Annotated in this window: 20 protein-coding genes and 1 tRNA gene; 4 read left to right on the top strand and 17 right to left on the bottom strand. The window is 35.4% G+C overall.

Features of this window, described 5'->3' with window-relative positions; translation table 11 throughout:
• Positions 1-26 precede the first annotated feature (26 nt).
• From D7004_RS19400 to D7004_RS19430, 7 genes are all read right to left on the bottom strand, one after another.
• Positions 27-299 (bottom strand): acylphosphatase, encoded by a 273-nt coding sequence (locus D7004_RS19400; RefSeq protein WP_123207483.1) that lies wholly within the window; start codon positions 297-299, stop codon positions 27-29.
• A 65-nt stretch (positions 300-364) separates the two neighbouring features.
• The gene (locus tag D7004_RS19405; protein ID WP_123207484.1) at positions 365-1321 is read right to left on the bottom strand and encodes an NAD(P)H-dependent flavin oxidoreductase; all 957 of its coding nucleotides are present in this window, start codon (positions 1319-1321) and stop codon (positions 365-367) included.
• Positions 1322-1327: 6 nt separating this feature from the next.
• Entirely contained in the window at positions 1328-1591 is a 264-nt protein-coding gene (locus D7004_RS19410) for a Txe/YoeB family addiction module toxin (RefSeq protein ID WP_123207485.1), read from the bottom strand.
• A complete protein-coding gene (locus D7004_RS19415; RefSeq protein WP_123207486.1) occupies positions 1582-1779 on the bottom strand; it encodes a DUF2683 family protein in 198 nt (65 codons plus the stop codon). Before D7004_RS19415 ends, D7004_RS19410 begins: the two co-directional genes overlap by 10 nt.
• A 54-nt stretch (positions 1780-1833) precedes the next feature.
• Positions 1834-2994 (bottom strand): amidohydrolase family protein, encoded by a 1161-nt coding sequence (locus tag D7004_RS19420; RefSeq protein ID WP_123207487.1) that lies wholly within the window; start codon positions 2992-2994, stop codon positions 1834-1836.
• Positions 2995-3117: 123 nt separating this feature from the next.
• A tRNA-Thr gene (locus D7004_RS19425) sits at positions 3118-3190 on the bottom strand.
• A gap of 63 nt (positions 3191-3253) precedes the next feature.
• Positions 3254-4228: an App1 family protein gene (locus tag D7004_RS19430; RefSeq protein ID WP_123207488.1), complete on the bottom strand. Its 975-nt coding sequence runs from the start codon at positions 4226-4228 to the stop codon at positions 3254-3256.
• Positions 4229-4291: 63 nt separating this feature from the next.
• On the opposite strand from D7004_RS19430, the gene D7004_RS19435 reads away from it, so the two are divergent.
• Complete coding sequence (locus D7004_RS19435; RefSeq protein ID WP_123207489.1) at positions 4292-5146, top strand: diacylglycerol/lipid kinase family protein; 855 nt, start codon at positions 4292-4294, stop codon at positions 5144-5146.
• Positions 5147-5203: 57 nt separating this feature from the next.
• Here D7004_RS19435 and D7004_RS19440 read toward each other — a convergent pair whose 3' ends face one another.
• Genes D7004_RS19440 through rbfA form a run of 4 tightly spaced genes read right to left on the bottom strand, consistent with a single transcriptional unit; the run spans position 5204 to position 7356 of the window.
• Positions 5204-5593 (bottom strand): hypothetical protein, encoded by a 390-nt coding sequence (locus D7004_RS19440; protein ID WP_123207490.1) that lies wholly within the window; start codon positions 5591-5593, stop codon positions 5204-5206.
• Positions 5593-6246 carry a TonB family protein gene (locus D7004_RS19445; RefSeq protein WP_123207491.1) on the bottom strand — a complete coding sequence of 218 codons (654 nt, stop codon included), beginning with the start codon at positions 6244-6246 and terminating at the stop codon, positions 5593-5595. Before D7004_RS19445 ends, D7004_RS19440 begins: the two co-directional genes overlap by 1 nt.
• 39 nt (positions 6247-6285) lie before the next feature.
• On the bottom strand, positions 6286-6972 hold the full coding sequence (locus D7004_RS19450; protein ID WP_123207492.1) for a peptidoglycan DD-metalloendopeptidase family protein: 687 nt from the start codon (positions 6970-6972) through the stop codon (positions 6286-6288).
• A 6-nt stretch (positions 6973-6978) separates the two neighbouring features.
• The gene (rbfA, locus tag D7004_RS19455; RefSeq protein WP_208646888.1) at positions 6979-7356 is read right to left on the bottom strand and encodes a 30S ribosome-binding factor RbfA; all 378 of its coding nucleotides are present in this window, start codon (positions 7354-7356) and stop codon (positions 6979-6981) included.
• A gap of 100 nt (positions 7357-7456) precedes the next feature.
• Here rbfA and D7004_RS19460 point away from each other — a divergent pair, with 100 nt between their 5' ends.
• The gene (locus D7004_RS19460; protein WP_123207494.1) at positions 7457-7813 is read left to right on the top strand and encodes a four helix bundle protein; all 357 of its coding nucleotides are present in this window, start codon (positions 7457-7459) and stop codon (positions 7811-7813) included.
• Positions 7814-7875: 62 nt separating this feature from the next.
• Here the strand turns inward: D7004_RS19460 and hflX are convergent, their stop codons facing one another.
• The 6 genes from hflX to D7004_RS19495 all read right to left on the bottom strand — a co-directional run bounded on the left by hflX (position 7876) and on the right by D7004_RS19495 (position 13833).
• Complete coding sequence (hflX, locus tag D7004_RS19465) at positions 7876-9072, bottom strand: GTPase HflX (protein WP_123207495.1); 1197 nt, start codon at positions 9070-9072, stop codon at positions 7876-7878.
• 214 nt (positions 9073-9286) lie between these two features.
• A complete protein-coding gene (locus D7004_RS19470) occupies positions 9287-9673 on the bottom strand; it encodes a hypothetical protein (protein WP_123207496.1) in 387 nt (128 codons plus the stop codon).
• Positions 9674-9977: 304 nt separating this feature from the next.
• The gene (trpC, locus tag D7004_RS19480; RefSeq protein WP_123207498.1) at positions 9978-10760 is read right to left on the bottom strand and encodes an indole-3-glycerol phosphate synthase TrpC; all 783 of its coding nucleotides are present in this window, start codon (positions 10758-10760) and stop codon (positions 9978-9980) included.
• Positions 10761-10871: 111 nt separating this feature from the next.
• A complete protein-coding gene (locus D7004_RS19485; protein ID WP_123207499.1) occupies positions 10872-11483 on the bottom strand; it encodes an anthranilate synthase component II in 612 nt (203 codons plus the stop codon).
• Positions 11484-11527: 44 nt separating this feature from the next.
• A complete protein-coding gene (locus D7004_RS19490; protein WP_123207500.1) occupies positions 11528-12925 on the bottom strand; it encodes an anthranilate synthase component I family protein in 1398 nt (465 codons plus the stop codon).
• A 464-nt stretch (positions 12926-13389) separates the two neighbouring features.
• A complete protein-coding gene (locus D7004_RS19495; protein WP_123207501.1) occupies positions 13390-13833 on the bottom strand; it encodes a cytochrome B in 444 nt (147 codons plus the stop codon).
• A 114-nt stretch (positions 13834-13947) separates the two neighbouring features.
• Between D7004_RS19495 and D7004_RS19500 the strand changes: the two genes are divergently transcribed.
• Both D7004_RS19500 and D7004_RS19505 read left to right on the top strand, forming a co-directional pair.
• Positions 13948-16977 (top strand): amidohydrolase family protein, encoded by a 3030-nt coding sequence (locus D7004_RS19500; protein WP_123207502.1) that lies wholly within the window; start codon positions 13948-13950, stop codon positions 16975-16977.
• Positions 16967-18289 (top strand): amidohydrolase family protein, encoded by a 1323-nt coding sequence (locus D7004_RS19505; protein WP_244214389.1) that lies wholly within the window; start codon positions 16967-16969, stop codon positions 18287-18289. The genes D7004_RS19500 and D7004_RS19505 overlap by 11 nt, the downstream gene beginning before the upstream one ends.
• Positions 18290-18386 lie beyond the last annotated feature (97 nt).

An 18386-nucleotide genomic window follows, 5' to 3' on the forward strand; every position in this document is an offset into this window, starting at 1 on the left:
TCGTAAATCTCGAACTGTAAATCTCCTTATTTTCTTAATACTTCAAAATTACGATAGTTTTTCACTTCACCTTCTTTTACCGTAACATTTTCTACACGAGAGCGATCGGGACCTTCGTTACACCAGTTCACAAATTCTTCGAGAAAAACATCGTCGCCTTCTGCCTCTATAAAAACAGAGCCATCTTTTTCATTTCTCACATAACCCTGAACCATCATCTGATTGGCAATAATTTTGGTAGTTTCTCTAAAGCCAACGCCCTGAACTTTTCCGGTAATCGTAATATCGAGATGTTTCATTAATATTTAACTGAAATATTTTAAAGATGTAAAGTTAGCAAACCGAATGTTTATTGAGACGAAAATTACAGCAATTCATTGTGTAGATCTTTAAATCTTTTTAAACTTGCTAAATATTCCTGCCAAATCTCATCTAAAATCTGTTTTGCAGGTTTTATTTCTTTCAGCATCGCAGAAACCTGTCCAATTTCTAGTTCTCCATTTTCCATATCGCCCTCAAACATTCCTAATTTCGCTCTTGCCTTGCCAAGCAATTCTGATAATTGAATTCGGTTTGCACCTTCTGCCTCTGCACTTGCAATGGCATCAGCAAACTCATTTTTGAGTAACCTTACCGGAACGAGCTTTTTCATTGCTAACCTGGTATCGCCTTCGGCGGATAAAATAATCCTATTTTTAAATGCAGGATGAGCAGATGATTCTTCTGCCACGGCAAAAGCAGAACCAATTTGAACGGCATCAGCACCAAGGACAAAAGCAGCAAGCATAGCTCTGCCGCTTCCAATTCCGCCAGCGGCGATAACCGGAATTTTTACCGCATCTTTTATCATTGGGATTAAGCACATTGTTGTGGTTTCTTCTCTTCCATTATGTCCACCAGCTTCAAAACCCTCGGCAACAATGGCATCAACCCCGGCTTCTTGTGCCTTCAAGGCAAACTTTGTATTTGCAATAACATGCGCAACTGTAATGCCTTTATCTTTCAAAATGCTTGTCCAAGTAGCCGGATTACCTGCCGAAGTAAAAATAATTTCAACTTCTTCTTGAATTACAACATCGATTATTTCCTGAATATTTGGATACAATAAAGGAATATTAACTCCGAAAGGTTTATTGGTTGCGAGTTTACATTTTTGAATATGTAACCGTAAAACTTCTGGATACATAGAACCTGCACCAATGATGCCTAAACCACCAGCATTAGAAACTGCAGAAGCTAGTTTCCAACCACTACACCAAACCATACCAGCTTGAATAATCGGGTATTTTATCTTAAAAAGTTTACAGATTGGGTTCAGCATCCGATTTTATTTTCTATAATGCCCACGAAGAGAATAAATAATAATGATCTCGGATTTTACCCCGTAAATTAAGCGATGCTCTTGGTTAATTCTTCTAGACCAACTACCTGATTGTTCGTATTTTAGTGCTTCTGGTTTACCAATTCCAGTAAAAGGGTTCATTTGAATATCTTCTAGGAGTAATCTAACCCTTTTTAAAATAGAATTATTTCCAGATTTTTTAAAGTATTTTAAATCTTCTAACGCAACTAGAGTAAACTCTATTTCCATATTTCATCCAAACTAACCTTAACGGTTTTACCATCTTTTGCTTGCTGTTTACTAATTTTCATCTTATTATTAAAATCAGCGTTATATGGATACTTGTTTTCTTCAAATGCAATATTGAAGGCTTTCATAAAAGCTTTAAGCGCAGATAGTTGCTCTTTATTTTCAGGATGTACTATTAATGTTCCCATATACTCAAAAATACATAAAACTTATTATTGAACAATAGTTACCATCATAAATCCTTAAACTAATTTTATTACAACATCATTTTCAATCGTAAAATATTTTGATAGTGAAACCAAGTTTAAACCAGGTTTTTTACCAACCTCAATTGTTCCTAATTGCCTATCTAAGCCTAAAAATTCTGCCCCATTAATTGTGGCCCACTGCAATAAGCTTTCAAAACCAACATTTTTAAGCTGTTGCAAAGTTTTCATTTCGGCTAAAATATTAAGTTGGTTATTACTGGCCAGGCTATCCGTACCCATGGTTATTTTCAGGTCTTTTTCCATCCATAAATTTACGTCTGGCAATTTATCCTCTATGTACAAATTGGCATTCGGACAAATACACCAATATAAATTATGATGATTTTGTAATGCAAATTCAATATCTTCTTTACTTGAAACCGTGTTATGCACCAATAGTAACTTTTGGTTTTTTATATTAGGCAACCAGGTTTGTAATGATGATTTTCCACTTGGTTTGAAGAAGCCAATGTCTAAACCAAGAAATTTATAGAGTTCTAAAAAACCACCAGTTTTATCTGTAAAAAACGAGTTTTCTTCTACTGTTTCCTGATTATGAATGCTAATAAATGCTTCGTCGCTTTCAGCCTCTTCATTAATTAACTTAAAAAGTTCTGGAGAAAGTGAATATGGAGCATGCGGAACTACAGAAGCCGGCAAAGGAAAAAATTCGTTCTTTATACCTATTGCATAATCCATTATAGCTTTAGCTCTTTCCGGATTAAAACCCATTGCTTCTACAAAAGTGTGGTAGTATATTTTACTCTTTTGCTTAATTTCTTTTGATGAAATTTGATTGGAGATATCTGCAACAGCAACAATTCCATTGTTATACATTTGTTTATCAGCATTTTGCATTGCCAATTTAATTTCATCGTTTTCTGCCTGGCGACCAGAAATTATCTGTTTAACAAAATCTACCAAACCCGTACGTTCGGAGATTTTACCTAACAAATGTGATAATTCTAAATGGCAATGTGTGTTGATAAATCCGGGAACAATTGCACCTTTCAGTTTTTCAATATTAAGATTTTCTCCACGCTCTTCCGTAAAAACAGCTATGATTTCACCTTCTGAGTTTACCTCTACAATACCATTTTTTATTGGCGGACTAGAAACAGGAAAAATCCAATCAGCTGAAAAATATGTTGACATAAAGCGAATCTACAATTTTAGATTTACGAATGAAAATGCTGATAAAGGCTATTAGATTTTAAAAGGGGAGTATTATTTGTAGCAGAAATTCAAACTCAATTACCTGCAATCTTAAATTAAAAGAGCCTCCTATCGGAATCGAACCAATGACCTACTGATTACAAGTCAGTTGCTCTACCAGCTGAGCTAAGGAGGCTTTTATCGGGCTGCAATTATAGAAAAAACTTTCTTTTAATTAAAATGAAAACTGTAAAAAATGTTAATGAATTAATCCGATAGATTTAGAATGTTCAATTGCTTCCTCGCTGTTTTTGTAGAGGCAAGTATGAACATTTTGATTTTCAATCTTTTGCAATAATTCCTTCGTTTCCACTTCTTTTTCGGGGCGAATGTTTCTAATATAAACGGCCTTAATGTTGTCTGGGTATTTTTCTGCAATCATCGAATAAATGTGAGGGTCTTGCTGAGAGTTATCACCAAAAAAAACAAACTTCTGGTTTGGGAAAGCATCGAGTATTCTCGTCACCCTCAGTAATTTTCCCTCATGCCCGGTTTTGCCTGTTTTAATTAAATCCTTCCAGCGTTTTAGGGTGTTTAAAAGGAAAGCTCCATCGGGCAGCTTATTGTATTTAAAGGTTTCGAGAAGGTAATCGTATAAATTCCACTCACTACTGCTTACATAAAAAAACGGATTTGGCTGATTGATTTCTGTGTTTGAAATTGCCAACAATTGATAATGATTTGCAGCATAAGGGAAAGTTTTTCTGGTGTGGGGATTTTTGATAAACAACTCTCTCAACCGCCTTCCAATTGTGGCTGAATGGGAAATCATAACCGTATCATCAACATCAGATATAAAAGCGTATTGTGTGATGTGTGGAACGTAAATTTTCCCTTCTCCAGAATTTAAAACATTCCCTTGCTCGTCAATTGCTTCTACTGTTACCTGATGCCAACCAGCAGCTACATCACTTTCTGCTTTCCATTCGAACTTAAAGAAGCCATCTGCTTCAGTTTTATTTTCTATAGCTTGTGCTAAGAATTTAAGCCGAACTGTTATGAACGGATAGGGTTTAAGTACAAAAAGCTTTAATAAATGAACAATATTTACGAAAAGATTATTGCTGTAAACCTGTTTTGTTTTAGCTCTGCGTTTAAAAACATGACCATAAACAACTAAATTTTGAGTATGCCCATATCCATGATATACTTTTACACTAACAGATTTATTCATATATATTTAAAACAGAGTTTGTAATAAGTTGTTTTGATGATGACCTAATGAGGTTGTTCTAATATGAAATTACTATTTATAATAAACCCAGGTTCGGGTAGTCACAAATTAAACTTAAAAGAAGTAATTTCTAACCATTTTGCTCAAAAAGATACCGAAGTAGAACTTTTTGAATTGCCAGATGATTGTTCGATTGATAAAATAAAAAATAAAATTGATACTGCCAATGCAGATAAAGTTATTGCTGTTGGTGGCGATGGAACCTTAAAACTGGTTGCCGAATGTTTGCTCAATACGGAAACACCGATTGGTATTATCCCCGCAGGTTCTGCAAATGGTATGGCAAAAGAATTGGGCATACCGATTGATATTACCGAGGCATTAAACTTTCTTGAAATTGGTAGTCCGAAAAAAATTCATGCTGTTAAAATTAATGATGAAATATGCATACACTTATCTGATTTAGGCTTCAATGCCTATCTGGTAAATAAATTTGATGCATTGCCAGAACGTGGTATGTGGGGTTATGCAAAAGCGACCTGGCATGCATTGTGGAACCACAAAAGGGTTGTAGTAGAATTAAAACTGAAAGGTGAAACCATAAAATCGGCAGCGGCAATGGTTGCTATAGCCAATGCGACTATGTATGGTTCGGGTTTAAAAATAAATCCAGATGGGAAATTAGATGATAAATTGTTCGAAATTATATTGGTAAAAGACTATTCCTATTTAGAAATTATTAAAATTTGGGTTACCAAATTACCGTTTAATCCTAAAAAGATTGAAGTTTTTCAAACTGATGAGGTTAAAATTGTTTCTAAACACAAAGTTCATTTTCAGGTTGATGGGGAGTACATTGGCAAAATAAATTCGGTTGAGGCAAAGATTTTACCTGACGCGATTAATGTGATTTACTAAATAGAATATTATAATCAAATTTTGAAACTATGCTTTAGTTCTAAAAGATAATTAAGATTATAATCTTTGACGGTGGATTTGAATTGTAAAATACAACCTAAAAAATTCTGCTATAAAACAGATTTTAAAAAGTATATCAAACCAGCTTTGGTTTAGATTTAAAATTTCGGGCAAAAGTGTTATAAAGCCTATTGAAAAAACCCAAACTATTAATCGAAACGGAAATTGGATGTAATAAGCAATAAAGCCTGCTTTTTTAAAAAGAAACAAACCTATTGCCGAAACAAACAATAAAACAAACATCGGTAAAGTTAAAATAACCCTGATTTGAGATAAAGTCTGATCAGGAATTTCATTGAGATGAGTTACGATGCTCCAAAATGGATAAGCTAAAAGACAGATGCTGATAACATCCAATAAGGCAAAAATTTTAGTGGTTAAACGCATTACTTACAATATTTTGCAAGATAATCTTCTGCTTTATTACTTCCCAAATTTTTAACCAGATTAAAATCTTCACACGCTCCTTGTTTATCGCCTTGCTTTATTTTTTTTAGCGCTGTATTTATTAATTCATCTAAATATTCATCGTCAATACCCAACTGAGATTTTATTGCTAATATCTGAACTTCTTGCTCTGGTTTCGCCTGACTTTTATTTTTGTAAAAATTAATTACTGCGTTTGTCAATCCTTCTTCAGCTTCATAAGCAATTATAGACGATTTAATTTGAGAGGTCGTTTTTCCTTCGCAATTATACCCAGATAACTTAAAATTTACAGGCACAATAACTGCCGTTGTAGTATCATATCCTGTCGGAACCTGCCACTTTCCACTACTCATTCGTACCAAACGCAACGCTTCGTTATCTAAATCAGAAATAATTCCCTTTGTAATTTTTGATGAATAAACATTACCAGCTAAATCTAATTTAAAACTGATATTAACAGTTCCTTGAATACAATTCTGTTTAGAAAATTGAGGATAAATTGTATTGCTTTTGAGAAATGAAGCAAAACCAGATGGTCCGTTTTTAAATTGCACCTGTGCCATTGCAAAGTGGCTGCAAAAAATCAAACCAAAAACTATAAATTTTATCATTATTCTAATCTACAAAAATATGCTCAAAGCATACGTAAATTAATAAAACGAATATTTAAGGATTAAGTTTGGATCAGGGCAATTGGCTAAATATTTTGTTCGTTCGCTAAACTTACAAACGCCTGGATAATCGCCGTTAAAACCTTCTATATCATTAATAACCTGAAAATGTAAGTGCGGTGGCCAGTAACCATTTTCTTCTTTTGCACCAAGTTCGGCTATCTTTTTGCCTGCTGCTATAAATTTACCTTCATATAAATCATCAAGAGATGCTAAACTTAAATGTCCGTAAAGCACATTAAACTTTAAACCATCAATCTCGTAACTTAAAATAATTGTTGCGCCATAATCGCCAAAGTTATTATTGTTAGCAAAGCTATGAACTACAGCATCGTAAAAATTATAAATGGGTGTTCCAACTGGTGCCCATATATCTACACCCAAATGCAGGCGCCTGGGTTCTTCTACTGTATTAAAATGAGAACTTCTAGAGTATATCGTTCTATGTTCATCATAACCTCCAATACCATAACGTGCTTCGGCACTACCTAGCTTTTGATTAACCCAAGCAGAAAATAGGTCGGTATCTTGAAGAATTTCATCGGTAAGTTCTGTGTTTTGCTTTGTGAAATCAAGCGGCAAAAGCTTATCAAAATCTTTATTAAAATCGATTACCTTTCCTAAGAAAGAAGCATTATCACGAATAACGTGTTCAAAAGTTTTCATGGAAAATTATTCGCTGTCTTCTTCTTTTTGTCTTGGTTCTTTAGCAATTTTTTCAAAAAGATTATCCATTTTTTCTACGTACTCATTGGTATCATCTACAAAAAATGTAAGTTCAGGCACAACTCTGGCCTGATGGCGAATTCTTGAACCAAGTTTGTATCTGATTTCGCCTGTATGAGCATTTACGGTATTAATGGAGAGCGATGTATTATTGGTGTTAAAAAAGCTCAGATAAACCTTTGCAACTGATAAATCGGGAGATACCCGAACACGAGTTATCGTTACCAATGTATTTGGCAAAAATGCGCCACCCTCACGCTGAAAAATCTGTGCTAATTCTTCCTGTATTACTCCTGCAAATTTCTGCTGACGTTTACTTTCCATGATAATAAAATTTTCAATTACTAATATTCAATTATCAGACCATGTTGCGGTTAATGTTGAATGAATAATAATTCTTTGTAAAAATACTTATATTTAATTAATGAGCAGCGGCACCAATTTTAATCTTGAAGAAAGAACATTTTTATTTGCTCAATCTACGAGAGCATTTTGTAAAACCGTTACGCATTCAGTGATCAATATTCAAGATATAAAACAAGTTGTTCGTTCATCTGGTTCAGTCGCGGCCAATTACATAGAAGCAAACGAATCGCTGAGTAAAGCAGATTTTATATACCGATTAAAAGTTTGTCGCAAAGAGGCCAAAGAAACTAGACTTTGGCTAGAACTGATAGACATTGAAGACAAACCTGAACTCAAACTAAAAAAATCAACCTTATCAAATGAAGCCTATCAACTCATGTTAATATTTAATGCAATAATTAAAAAATCAAGCTAAAAAATTATACTTTAGGTTTTATTTGATAATTGTTTATTGTTACTTGATTATTATAATTGCTATTAATACAACAAATTACTATCATAAGGATACCTAGCTGTGTGTGCAGCTTTTATCTTATCGTACAATAGTTTTTTAAACTCCTCGATGTTTTCTTTTTCTGTTGCTGATATAAATAAAACCGGCGATTTACCGTGGCTCATCCAACTTTTTTTGAAATCTGCAAGGTTCATCTTTCCATTTTCGAAAGCTACTAAATCATCCTCTTCAGGCGCAGCATAAGCATCAATTTTATTAAAAACTAAAATTGTGTCTTTATCGGCAGCACCAATATCTTTCAAAGTTTCATTAACAATATGTATCTGATCTTCAAAATTTGGGTGAGAAACATCTACAACATGTATCAAAATATCAGCTTCGCGAACTTCATCCAAGGTAGATTTAAAACACTCTACCAAATGGTGAGGCAGCTTGCGTATAAATCCTACAGTATCCGAAAGTAAAAATGGTAAATTCTCTATTACAACTTTTCTAACGGTGGTATCTAAAGTTGCAAAAAGTTTGTTCTCTGCAAACACTTCCGATTTCGAAAGCATGTTCATAATGGTAGATTTACCAACATTCGTATAGCCAACCAAAGCAACCCGAATTAACTGACCACGATTTTTACGTTGGGTTTCGTTTTGTTTATCTATTAAACGCAGTCGCTCTTTTAATAACGAAATCTTAGTTAAAATAATTCGCCTATCACTTTCAATCTGCGTTTCACCAGGACCACGCATACCAATACCACCTTTTTGGCGCTCTAAGTGCGTCCACATACCTGTTAATCGTGGCAATAAATATTGCAGCTGAGCAAGTTCTACTTGTGTTTTTGCCTGAGCAGTTTGTGCCCGATTGGCAAAAATATCGAGAATTAAGTTACTTCTATCTAAAATTTTAACCCCAATTTCACGCTCAATATTTCGCAATTGAGATGGCGATAATTCATCATCAAAAATAACGGTATCAATTTCTTCTGATTTTACGAAGGCCTTAATTTCTTCAAGCTTTCCTGTACCAACAAAAGTAGCACGTTCTGGCTTCAACATTTTTTGGGTGAAGTTTCTTTCAACCATTCCACCCGCTGTTTCCACTAAAAAAGCCAGCTCATCTAAATATTCCTTTGTTTGCTCCTCCTTTTCGCCAGGCGTAATTACACCCACCAAAATGGCTCGCTCCTGCTGAACCGCAGTATCATATAATTTCTGTTTTCCCATGTAAAGTGTACAAATATACACAATTTGCAAATGTGTAATTTCATTTACAAACCATATAGAAGTAATAAATGTTTTTTAAGAATCAGAAACTTAAAGTAACAGCTTTTGGTAGTTGAAGTAACGCTTTCTGAGTAATTTTAGGATAGCGCATTTAACAAATAAAAAAAGCCACATTTAACAATGTAGCTTTTAACAAAATCTAGGTAAAATAGGTTTAAAAAGAATAGGTTCCCTGTGCGCTTAATATGGTACCTGTAGAATTTCCTTCGGCTTTCATTACGCCATCCACAAAAATCTGCACTTTTAATGTTGATGTAGCTGAAGGTCCTGTACCACTAACGGCCGCTGTTGCAACAACTGCATTTGCAGGAAAAGTATATTCTGGGCTAGTCCAGGTGCTACCAGTTAAACTTGTAAAAGTTTCTGTTCCGCCTGAAACTCCGGTGGCGGTAACTGCAATATTAATGTTTGTACCAGCTGAGCCAACAGCTTTATATATAACTTTATGCGCACCACCAGATGGAGTATCGTTATCTTTTTTGCAGGCAAAGAATAAAGTTAAAATTAGCGATAGCGATAGTAATGTTTTGATTTTTTTCATAGCTTTTTAGTTTTTAATTTATTATTGCCGAAAGCCAAAAAAAATGCCAAAGCACCCTTATATTGAAAAAATGCCAGTTTACAGGTACTTGTATATACCTGTTTTTTGGTATCTATTTCTATTTTTAGCAGCTTAACGAAAACAAATGTTCTAAAAAAACCACGCTTAAATTTTCAAAAACTATCCTGTTACCAATACAAAAGTTTCATTGCGCTTGCGAACCATCAATATCAAGCAAATGGAAAAATCAAACCATTAGAAAAAATATTCTCCTTTTGGGTATTAAAAGGAATCAATCTTTTATCTAAATTTCGCTGACAAATTCTTGCATTGCCAACCCGGGATTATCCGTTTTCATAAAATTTTCTCCGATTAAAAACCCGTTAAATCCGGCAGCTTTTAAATCACTTATTATCTTAGGGTTACTGATTGCGCTTTCAGAAATTTTCAAAAACTCGTTTGGAATTTTATTAACCAAATCGAAGGATGTTTGAATGTTAACGGTAAAATCACCAAGGTTTCTATTGTTTACACCAATCGCATCTAAATGCGGACAAATGCTTCTATCCAATTCTTCAAAATTATGCACTTCTAAAAGCACATTTAAACCTAAATTTTGCGCAAATTTTCCAAAATCATTAATTTGTTTTGGTGTTAATATCGAGGCGATTAAAAGAATAATATCTGCTCCCCAGGCTTTGGCTTCTAAAATCTGGTATTCATCAATCATGAAATCTTTTCTCAAAATCGGGATATCATTTGCAGCCCTTGCGGCTAGAATATCATCTGGTTTACCTCCAAAGAAATCTACATCAGTTAAAACAGAAAGTGCAGAAGCTCCAGCATAATTGTATGCTTTTGTAACTTCAGCTACATCAGCAGTCCCATTAATTAATCCTTTCGAAGGCGAACGACGTTTAAATTCAGCGATAATTCCGGTTCTATCTTCAGCCAGTAAGAATTCTTTGAAGGAATAAGGGGTTCTTTTAAAGTGAGTGGATTGCTCCAAATCCTTAATAGAAACTAATGCTTTCGCATCGGCTACCTCTTGTTGTTTGCGTAATACGATTTTATCTAAAATATTCATTTACTTTTCTATAGGTCATCATTGCGATGTATGAAGCCATCTTCCGACGTTTGCCAGGTGTTTAACCCTAAGCATTAAGATTGCTTCGTGCCTCGCAATGACGAGTTTTTTTTAAGATGTCAACCAATTCTGCATCATCTGCTTTCCATACTCCGTTAATACGCTTTCGGGATGAAACTGAACTCCTCTTACATCAAGTGTTTCGTGTCTCAAAGCCATAATTTCATTCTTATGATCTCTGGCAGTAATTTTTAAGCATGCCGGGAAATTTTCTTTGCTCACCACCCAACTGTGGTATCTACCAACATTAATGGTTTGCGGGCACTCCCAAAATAACGATTCTTCTCCATCAACAACGGTAACCGGGGTAGCAATACCATGCATTGGTCGACCTAGATTTAAAAGTGTACCTCCAAAAGCTTCGGCAATAGCCTGTTGACCTAAACAAACGCCAAAAATACTTTTTGTTGGCGCATAAGTTTTAATAACATCAAGCAGTAAACCAGCTTCTTCAGGAATTCCGGGACCGGGAGAAAGTAAAATCTTGTCATACTGCTCAACATCGGCGAGTTCGAATTTATCATTACGCCAAACCTCAGCATCGTAACCAACTTCATTAATCAAATGAACCAGGTTATAAGTGAAACTATCATAGTTATCAATTACCAGAACTTTACCCTTACCCTCTGAAGAGTGAATATTATTGTTTATATCTCTTTCCATTTTTTTTTTAGCTTATTCACACATCATCCATCTTACATCCTACATCAAATACCTACCGCCATTTCTATCGCTTTCCGTAAAGCGGCAATCTTATTATTCACTTCCTGCATTTCGGTTTCAGGAACCGAATCTGCAACAATGCCCGCACCGGCACGATAATGCAGTTCGTTATTTTTGCTCATAAAAGTTCTAATCATAATGGCATGATTAAAATCTTCGTTAAAGCCCATAAAACCTATAGCTCCAGCGTAAAAGTTACGCCCAAGTTTTTCATTTTCATCAATCAGTTGCATGGCCTTATATTTCGGCGCACCACTTAAAGTTCCGGCCGGATAAGTGTCTGCAACTACTTTAAAAGCGCTTACATCATCCTGTAAATTGCCGCTAACCTTACTTACTAAATGAATTAAGTGCGAGTAATATTGAACTTCTTTAAAAGATTTTACTTCTACCCGATTGCAATGTCTGCTCAAATCGTTTCGAGCCAAATCTACAAGCATTACGTGTTCGGCACTTTCTTTTGGGTCTTGCTCTAACTTTTTAGCCTGTTCTGCATCTTCAATATCATTTCCACTGCGTTTAAAAGTACCTGCGATTGGGAAAATATTTGCGGTATTGTTTTTTATGGTAATCTGAGCTTCGGGAGATGAACCAAAAAGCTTAAAATTTCCATAATCAAAATAAAATAAATATGGCGATGGATTTATAGAACGCAGACATCTGTAAACATTAAATTCATCTCCAACAAATGCCTGTTTAAAAGCTCTTGAGGGCACAATCTGAAAAACATCGCCACGATAAATATGCTTTTGAAGCTTTTCTACTAACTGAATAAAGCCCTCATCGGTTAGGTTTGAAGTTTCTTCGCCTTTGGTTTGAAATTTATATTCAGGGTAGTTTTTATTCTGAATCAGGTATTCCATTTTTTCCAAACCACCTTCTTCTTCACCATCAAATGTATTTCTGAATAAAGTAATTTCGTTTTTGAAATGATCAATTGCAATTATGTATCGGTACAAATGGTATTGCATTTCAGGAATTTCTTCACCTTCGGGAGTTTCAGAAACGAATTTAATATCTTCAAAATGTTGAACGGCGTTCCAGGTAAAATAACCGAATAAACCGCTTGTAATAAATTTTATCTCCGGTATTTCCGTTTCTATAAATTTGTTTTTAAACGCAGATATTTGTTCTGTTAGGTTGTCAGCATCGGTTATTTCAACCGATCCGTCTGGAAAATAACTTTCCAACCTATTGCCTTTTAAGATGATTCCTGCAACTGGGTCTGCACAAACAAAACTCATTGAATTTTCGCGACTATGGTAATCGGAACTTTCCAATAAAATACTGTTCGGGTAAACATCGCGTAAACGCAAATAAATGCTTACTGGTGTTGTGGTATCGGCAAGTAATTTTTTATAAGTGGTGGTTATTTTAAACATTTTTTCTCTGTTGTCGACATTGCAAAATAAAAAGCTATAACGAAATTATTAATAAATAAAAAGCCCGACGTGTGGTTCTACGCCGGGCTTTAATGGTTCTTTTAAGTTTTAGGTTGATAAAAATATTTTCCTCATACGCAGCCGGCGCAATTCTGTTTTGAATTACTTTGCCAAAGCCATGTATGTATATTGTTAATCATGTGCGACAAAAATATAAAGAATTTTGAAAAATGGAAATATTTATACAAATAAGTTGAGTGATATTTAACCGCAAAGGTAGCAAAGTAAAATCGCAAAGAACGCTAAGCGGGATTTCTAGAACCATTTTACCACAGAGAAAATAAAAAAGAGGCCCAAAGCACATTAAACTTATATATTTTTCGCTGTGCCCTCTGTGAAATCTTGGTGTGCTCTGTTGTAAAAAAATCTTTGCTCAACTTTGTGCGCTTTGCGATTAAATGCCTTTAAGAAACTCCAAAGAAACTTCTTCCAGGTACATCTTTAACCATTAATAAAATGGTTACGATAATTATAATCAATGCTAAGCCAAAAAATATGGAGATGGTTCGGTGTTTGGCAACAGCATCTACCAGTTTTTTTGATTTTGAATTGCCGATGGTAATTAAAATAATGGCAATAATCATCATGCTGATGTGTTCCATTTTCCAATAGCGACCAACTGCATTGCTGCTATCTACTTTGTACCAATCGCCCATAAAGTAGAGGGCTAAACCAATTAGCAATTGAATGTGAGCGCTTATTAAAGTAAATACATTTAACTTTCTATCGCCTTCTGTATAGGTTTTATTACCTAACCAACCCGATAATGCTTTGATTACAGCTACAACTAATAGAATAAGAACAATATAGCGCCATCCAGAGTGGGCACTTTTTAAAATTTGATACATAGTTATGATATTTTGTTGGTCAAAAGTAACGATTAATTGTAAAAAATAGGTTAACAAGCAACTTCAACATTAATTTATATTAGTTTTAAACAAAATAAACCCCCTAAACATATTATGAAGAAAATTTTACTCGCCTTTGTGCTGGTATTTTCCTCTACAATTCTGTTTGCGCAGCAAACTACCTATCCGGTTAATGGTTCTTACGACACCAGACCAGGTATGTTTGCCTTCACAAATGCAACAATTGTAGTTAATGCCAATCAAACTCTAACAAATGCAACATTATTAATCAAAGGTTCTACCATTCAGGCTGTTGGCTCGGGTTTGGCTGTACCTAAAGGTTATGTTGTTGTAGATTTAAAAGGAAAATTTGTTTATCCTTCGCTTATTGATGCTTTTACAAGCTACGGAATTCCTGAGGTAACTGTTCAGGGTCGTGGGTTTGCAGGTGGCGGTCAGCGTCAATCCATTTTTGTATCCACCAAAAAAGGTGCTTACGGCTGGAATGAATCCATCCGTCCAGAAACCCAAGTTAAATCAATTTTTACTGTTGATAGTAAAAAAGCTGATGATCTACGTAAGGCCGGTTTCGGAAGTGTAAATTCTATAAGTCGCGATGGTATTGCTCGTGGTGTATCAGCAGCTGTAACTTTAAATGAGGGTTCTGATAACAACGTGTTTTTAAAAGACCAAACCGCAGCAAACTATTCATTTAACAAAGGGTCATCATCAAATGATTATCCAACATCGTTAATGGGTTCAATCGCATTGCTGCGCCAAACCTATTACGATGCTCAATGGTATGGCAAGCAAAAGGAAGAGTACAATATTTCGCTTGAAGAATTCGGCAAACAGCAAACAATGCCTCAAATTTTCGAGGTTGATGGTTGGGCAAATGTACTTCGTGCTGATAAAATCGCTAAGGAATTTGGCAAACAGTACATCATCAAATCTACTGGCGATGAATATCAAAGGATTAAAGAAGTTAAAGCTACTGGTGCAAGTTTAATTATTCCATTGGTTTTTCCTAAAGCTTACGATGTGGAAGATCCTGCGGAAGCTAGAAACATTACTTTAACCCAAATGAAAGCTTGGGAAATGGCACCAACAAATCCTGCTGCATTAGAAAAAGCAGGAATTAAGTTTGCTTTAACTGCTTTTGGATTAGATAATACCCGTGATTTTTGGGGAAATATCCGCACTGCGATTGAAAATGGTTTAACTGAAAAACAAGCCCTATCATCGATTACAGAAATTCCTGCTTCATTTTTAGGTATTAGCGATAAAGTTGGTAGTTTGGAAAAAGGCAAAGTGGCTAACTTTTTAATCTCATCAGATAATTTATTCAAAAAAGAAAACATCATTTTCGAAAACTGGGTGCAAGGTAAACGTTACATCGTTAATAAAATGGATGTATCAGATGTTCGTGGAAATTACAACTTAATCGTTGATGGCATTAGCGGTGGCTTGTTATTAAAAATTACCGGAACTACTGGTGGCTCAACAGCAGCTATCGAAAGAAGCGGGGTTGATAGTGTTAAAACAACGGCAACTTTTACCAGAAATGGCGATTGGGTAAGCATCAATTTTAACTTAAAGAAAAACCCAAAAGGCGATGTTCGCTTGAGCGGTTACTTAACCTCTGCTAGTCCTTTAACTTTTAAAGGTGAAGCAGCATTACCCGATGGAACTTTTGGCAAGTTTACTGCAACATATAAAGATGCGGCAAAAGAAATGCCTAAACGCGATGAACCAAAACCAACTTTAGCAGTTGGTACTTTACTTTATCCATTTGGTGCTTTTGGAAATGCAGAATTGCCAAAACAAGAAAGTGTATTAATTAAAAATGCTACCGTTTGGACAAATGAAAAAGAAGGTGTTCTTCAAAACGCCGATGTACTTTTAGAAAACGGAAAAATTAAAGCTGTTGGTAAAAATTTATCTGCAGGAAGCGCAAAAGTAATTGATGGTACGGGCAAACACGTTACGGCTGGAATTATTGATGAACATTCGCACATTGCCGGTAGCGGTGGTATTAACGAAGGTGCGCAATCTGTTTCAGCAGAAGTTCGCATTTCAGATATTATCAACTCAGAAGATGTAAACATTTATCGCCAATTGGCGGGTGGTGTTACAACTTCTCAAATTTTACATGGTTCAGCAAACCCAATTGGTGGCCAATCTCAATTAATTAAATTACGTTGGGGTAAAGCGCCTGAAGAATTAAAATTTGCAGGTTCTGATGGTTTCATCAAGTTTGCATTAGGCGAAAACGTTAAGCAAAGTAATTTTGGTACAGGTGCACGTTTCCCGGTAACACGCATGGGTGTTGAGCAAACTTTTGTTGATGAATTTACCCGTGCTAAAGAATACGAAAAAGCGATGAAAGTTAAAGGCAACAGCGTTCGCAGAGATTTAGAATTAGATGCAATCGTAGAAATTTTAAATAACAAACGCTTTATTACTTGTCACTCTTATGTGCAAAGTGAAATTAACATGTTAATCCATGTTGCAGATAGCTTGGGTTTCAAAATCAATACGTTTACACACATTTTAGAAGGTTATAAAGTAGCCGATAAAATGAAAGCTCATGGTATTGCAGGTTCTACCTTTTCAGATTGGTGGGCTTATAAAAATGAAGTTGCAGAAGCTATTCCTTTCAACGGAAAAATTATGCACAACGTTGGTGTAACAACTGCTTTCAACTCTGATGATGCTGAGATGGCTCGTCACTTAAATCAGGAAGCTGGAAAAGCCATTCTGTATGGTGGCGTACCGGAAGAAGACGCATTAAAATTTGTGACTCTAAATCCTGCCCGCATGCTTCATATTGATGATAAAGTAGGAAGTTTAAAACCAGGAAAAGATGCTGATGTGGTAATCTGGTCGGCAGCACCGCTTTCTATTTATGCAAAAGCAGAAAAAACTTTTGTTGATGGCATTGCCTATTGGGATATGGAAAAAGATGCTATAACCATCAAAACGCAACAAGCAGAGAAAGCTCGTTTAATTCAGAAGATGTTGGATAGCAAAAGCAGCGGCGTTCGCACACAACGTCCGTTTGGGAATGCACCACGCCTTTACAATTGCGAAACTTTAGAAGAATATTCAGCAGAATTAAATGAGAAAGAACATGCAAACTAACATAAAATATTTACTGGGTTTAGCTTTATCAGCATCAAGTCTGATGTGTTTTGCTCAAGCCAACATATCGCCTGCAAAAAAACAAACCAAAACCATCGCGATAACTGGCGCAACTGTACATGTAGGCAATGGAACAGTCATCGAAAATGGCACAATCCTTTTTGGTAATGGAAAAATTATATCGGTTACTGCCGGCGGACAAGTACCACAAGGTGATGTTATGAATATTAATGCGTCTGGAAAACACATTTACCCGGGCTTAATTGCGGCGACAACAAACTTAGGTTTAATCGAAACAGAATCGATAAAAGCAACTTTAGATTATCAGGAAATTGGTGATTACAATTCACACATTCGTTCTATTGTTGCGTATAATACCGATTCGAAAGTTCCGGCTACTTTAAGAAGCAACGGTATTTTGATGGCGCAACCAACACCTCAAGGCGGAACAGTTTCAGGAAGTTCTTCGGTTGTTCAGTTGGATGCCTGGAATTGGGAAGATGCTGCTGTAAAAACAGATGACGCCATGCACATGACCTGGCCAGTTACACCACGTTTTAGAGGAGGATTTGGTGGTTTTGGTAGAGGCCCGGCTACATCACCAGAATTGCTAAATGAACGTACACAAGCTGCAATTAGTCAACTAAATTCATTTTTTGCAGAAGCCAAAGCGTATTCAGAAATGGGCAAACCTGAGGTAATTAATAATCGTTTTGATGCCATGAAGAAAGTTTTTTCTGGCGCAGAAAAATTATTTATTGCTGCTGAAAGTCAGAAAGACATCGTTGCTGCTGTCAACTTTGCCAAAAAATTCGGCATTACTCCGGTAATTACCGGGGCTGATGAAGCTTATTTAGTTATCGATTTCTTAAAAGACAATAACATTTCTGTTGTGGTTAAACAACCTCATGCTTTACCAAACAATAACGATGATGATGTAAATATGCCATACAAAAATGCTGCTGTTTTAGCAAACGCAGGCTTAAATGTAGTACTGAGCATTGATGGTTACTGGCAACAACGCAACCTTCCGTTTATGGCCGGTACGGTTACCGCTTGGGGTTTGGATAAAGAAAAAGCTTTATCAACAATTACCCTAAATGCTGCAAAAGCAATGGGTATTGATAAAACTACCGGAAGTATAGAAACCGGAAAAGATGCTACTTTATTTATATCTGCAGGTGATGCTTTAGACATGAGAACCAATAAAGTTGAGCAGGCTTTTATTCAGGGAAGAGATATTAACCTGGATAATTTGCACAAACAATTGGATAAAAAATTCAGTGATAAATATACCGCTGAGAAAAAATAGATTTGATTTTTCTAATTTAAAAAACCTTCATCGATTAGTTTTGATGGAGGTTTTTATTTTATAAATTTAAAAACCAAAAGCTTATCACAAGAACTAT

The sequence above is a fragment of the Pedobacter jejuensis genome, assembly GCF_003725795.1.
In the GTDB taxonomy this organism is placed as follows: domain Bacteria; phylum Bacteroidota; class Bacteroidia; order Sphingobacteriales; family Sphingobacteriaceae; genus Pedobacter; species Pedobacter jejuensis.

What these genes read in the sequence shown, in the direction of transcription:
- D7004_RS19460 (WP_123207494.1), top strand. Translation starts at nt 7,457, where the DNA reads ATGAGCAGCGGCACCAATTTTAATCTTGAAGAAAGAACATTTTTATTT.
- D7004_RS19490 (WP_123207500.1), bottom strand. Translation starts at nt 12,925, where the DNA reads ATGTTTAAAATAACCACCACTTATAAAAAATTACTTGCCGATACCACA.
- hflX (WP_123207495.1), bottom strand. Translation starts at nt 9,072, where the DNA reads ATGGGAAAACAGAAATTATATGATACTGCGGTTCAGCAGGAGCGAGCC.
- D7004_RS19400 (WP_123207483.1), bottom strand. Translation starts at nt 299, where the DNA reads ATGAAACATCTCGATATTACGATTACCGGAAAAGTTCAGGGCGTTGGC.
- D7004_RS19420 (WP_123207487.1), bottom strand. Translation starts at nt 2,994, where the DNA reads ATGTCAACATATTTTTCAGCTGATTGGATTTTTCCTGTTTCTAGTCCG.
- D7004_RS19405 (WP_123207484.1), bottom strand. Translation starts at nt 1,321, where the DNA reads ATGCTGAACCCAATCTGTAAACTTTTTAAGATAAAATACCCGATTATT.
- D7004_RS19500 (WP_123207502.1), top strand. Translation starts at nt 13,948, where the DNA reads ATGAAGAAAATTTTACTCGCCTTTGTGCTGGTATTTTCCTCTACAATT.
- D7004_RS19440 (WP_123207490.1), bottom strand. Translation starts at nt 5,593, where the DNA reads ATGCGTTTAACCACTAAAATTTTTGCCTTATTGGATGTTATCAGCATC.
- D7004_RS19435 (WP_123207489.1), top strand. Translation starts at nt 4,292, where the DNA reads ATGAAATTACTATTTATAATAAACCCAGGTTCGGGTAGTCACAAATTA.
- D7004_RS19505 (WP_244214389.1), top strand. Translation starts at nt 16,967, where the DNA reads ATGCAAACTAACATAAAATATTTACTGGGTTTAGCTTTATCAGCATCA.
- D7004_RS19415 (WP_123207486.1), bottom strand. Translation starts at nt 1,779, where the DNA reads ATGGGAACATTAATAGTACATCCTGAAAATAAAGAGCAACTATCTGCG.
- D7004_RS19430 (WP_123207488.1), bottom strand. Translation starts at nt 4,228, where the DNA reads ATGAATAAATCTGTTAGTGTAAAAGTATATCATGGATATGGGCATACT.
- D7004_RS19445 (WP_123207491.1), bottom strand. Translation starts at nt 6,246, where the DNA reads ATGATAAAATTTATAGTTTTTGGTTTGATTTTTTGCAGCCACTTTGCA.
- D7004_RS19470 (WP_123207496.1), bottom strand. Translation starts at nt 9,673, where the DNA reads ATGAAAAAAATCAAAACATTACTATCGCTATCGCTAATTTTAACTTTA.
- rbfA (WP_208646888.1), bottom strand. Translation starts at nt 7,356, where the DNA reads ATGGAAAGTAAACGTCAGCAGAAATTTGCAGGAGTAATACAGGAAGAA.
- D7004_RS19485 (WP_123207499.1), bottom strand. Translation starts at nt 11,483, where the DNA reads ATGGAAAGAGATATAAACAATAATATTCACTCTTCAGAGGGTAAGGGT.
- trpC (WP_123207498.1), bottom strand. Translation starts at nt 10,760, where the DNA reads ATGAATATTTTAGATAAAATCGTATTACGCAAACAACAAGAGGTAGCC.
- D7004_RS19450 (WP_123207492.1), bottom strand. Translation starts at nt 6,972, where the DNA reads ATGAAAACTTTTGAACACGTTATTCGTGATAATGCTTCTTTCTTAGGA.
- D7004_RS19495 (WP_123207501.1), bottom strand. Translation starts at nt 13,833, where the DNA reads ATGTATCAAATTTTAAAAAGTGCCCACTCTGGATGGCGCTATATTGTT.
- D7004_RS19410 (WP_123207485.1), bottom strand. Translation starts at nt 1,591, where the DNA reads ATGGAAATAGAGTTTACTCTAGTTGCGTTAGAAGATTTAAAATACTTT.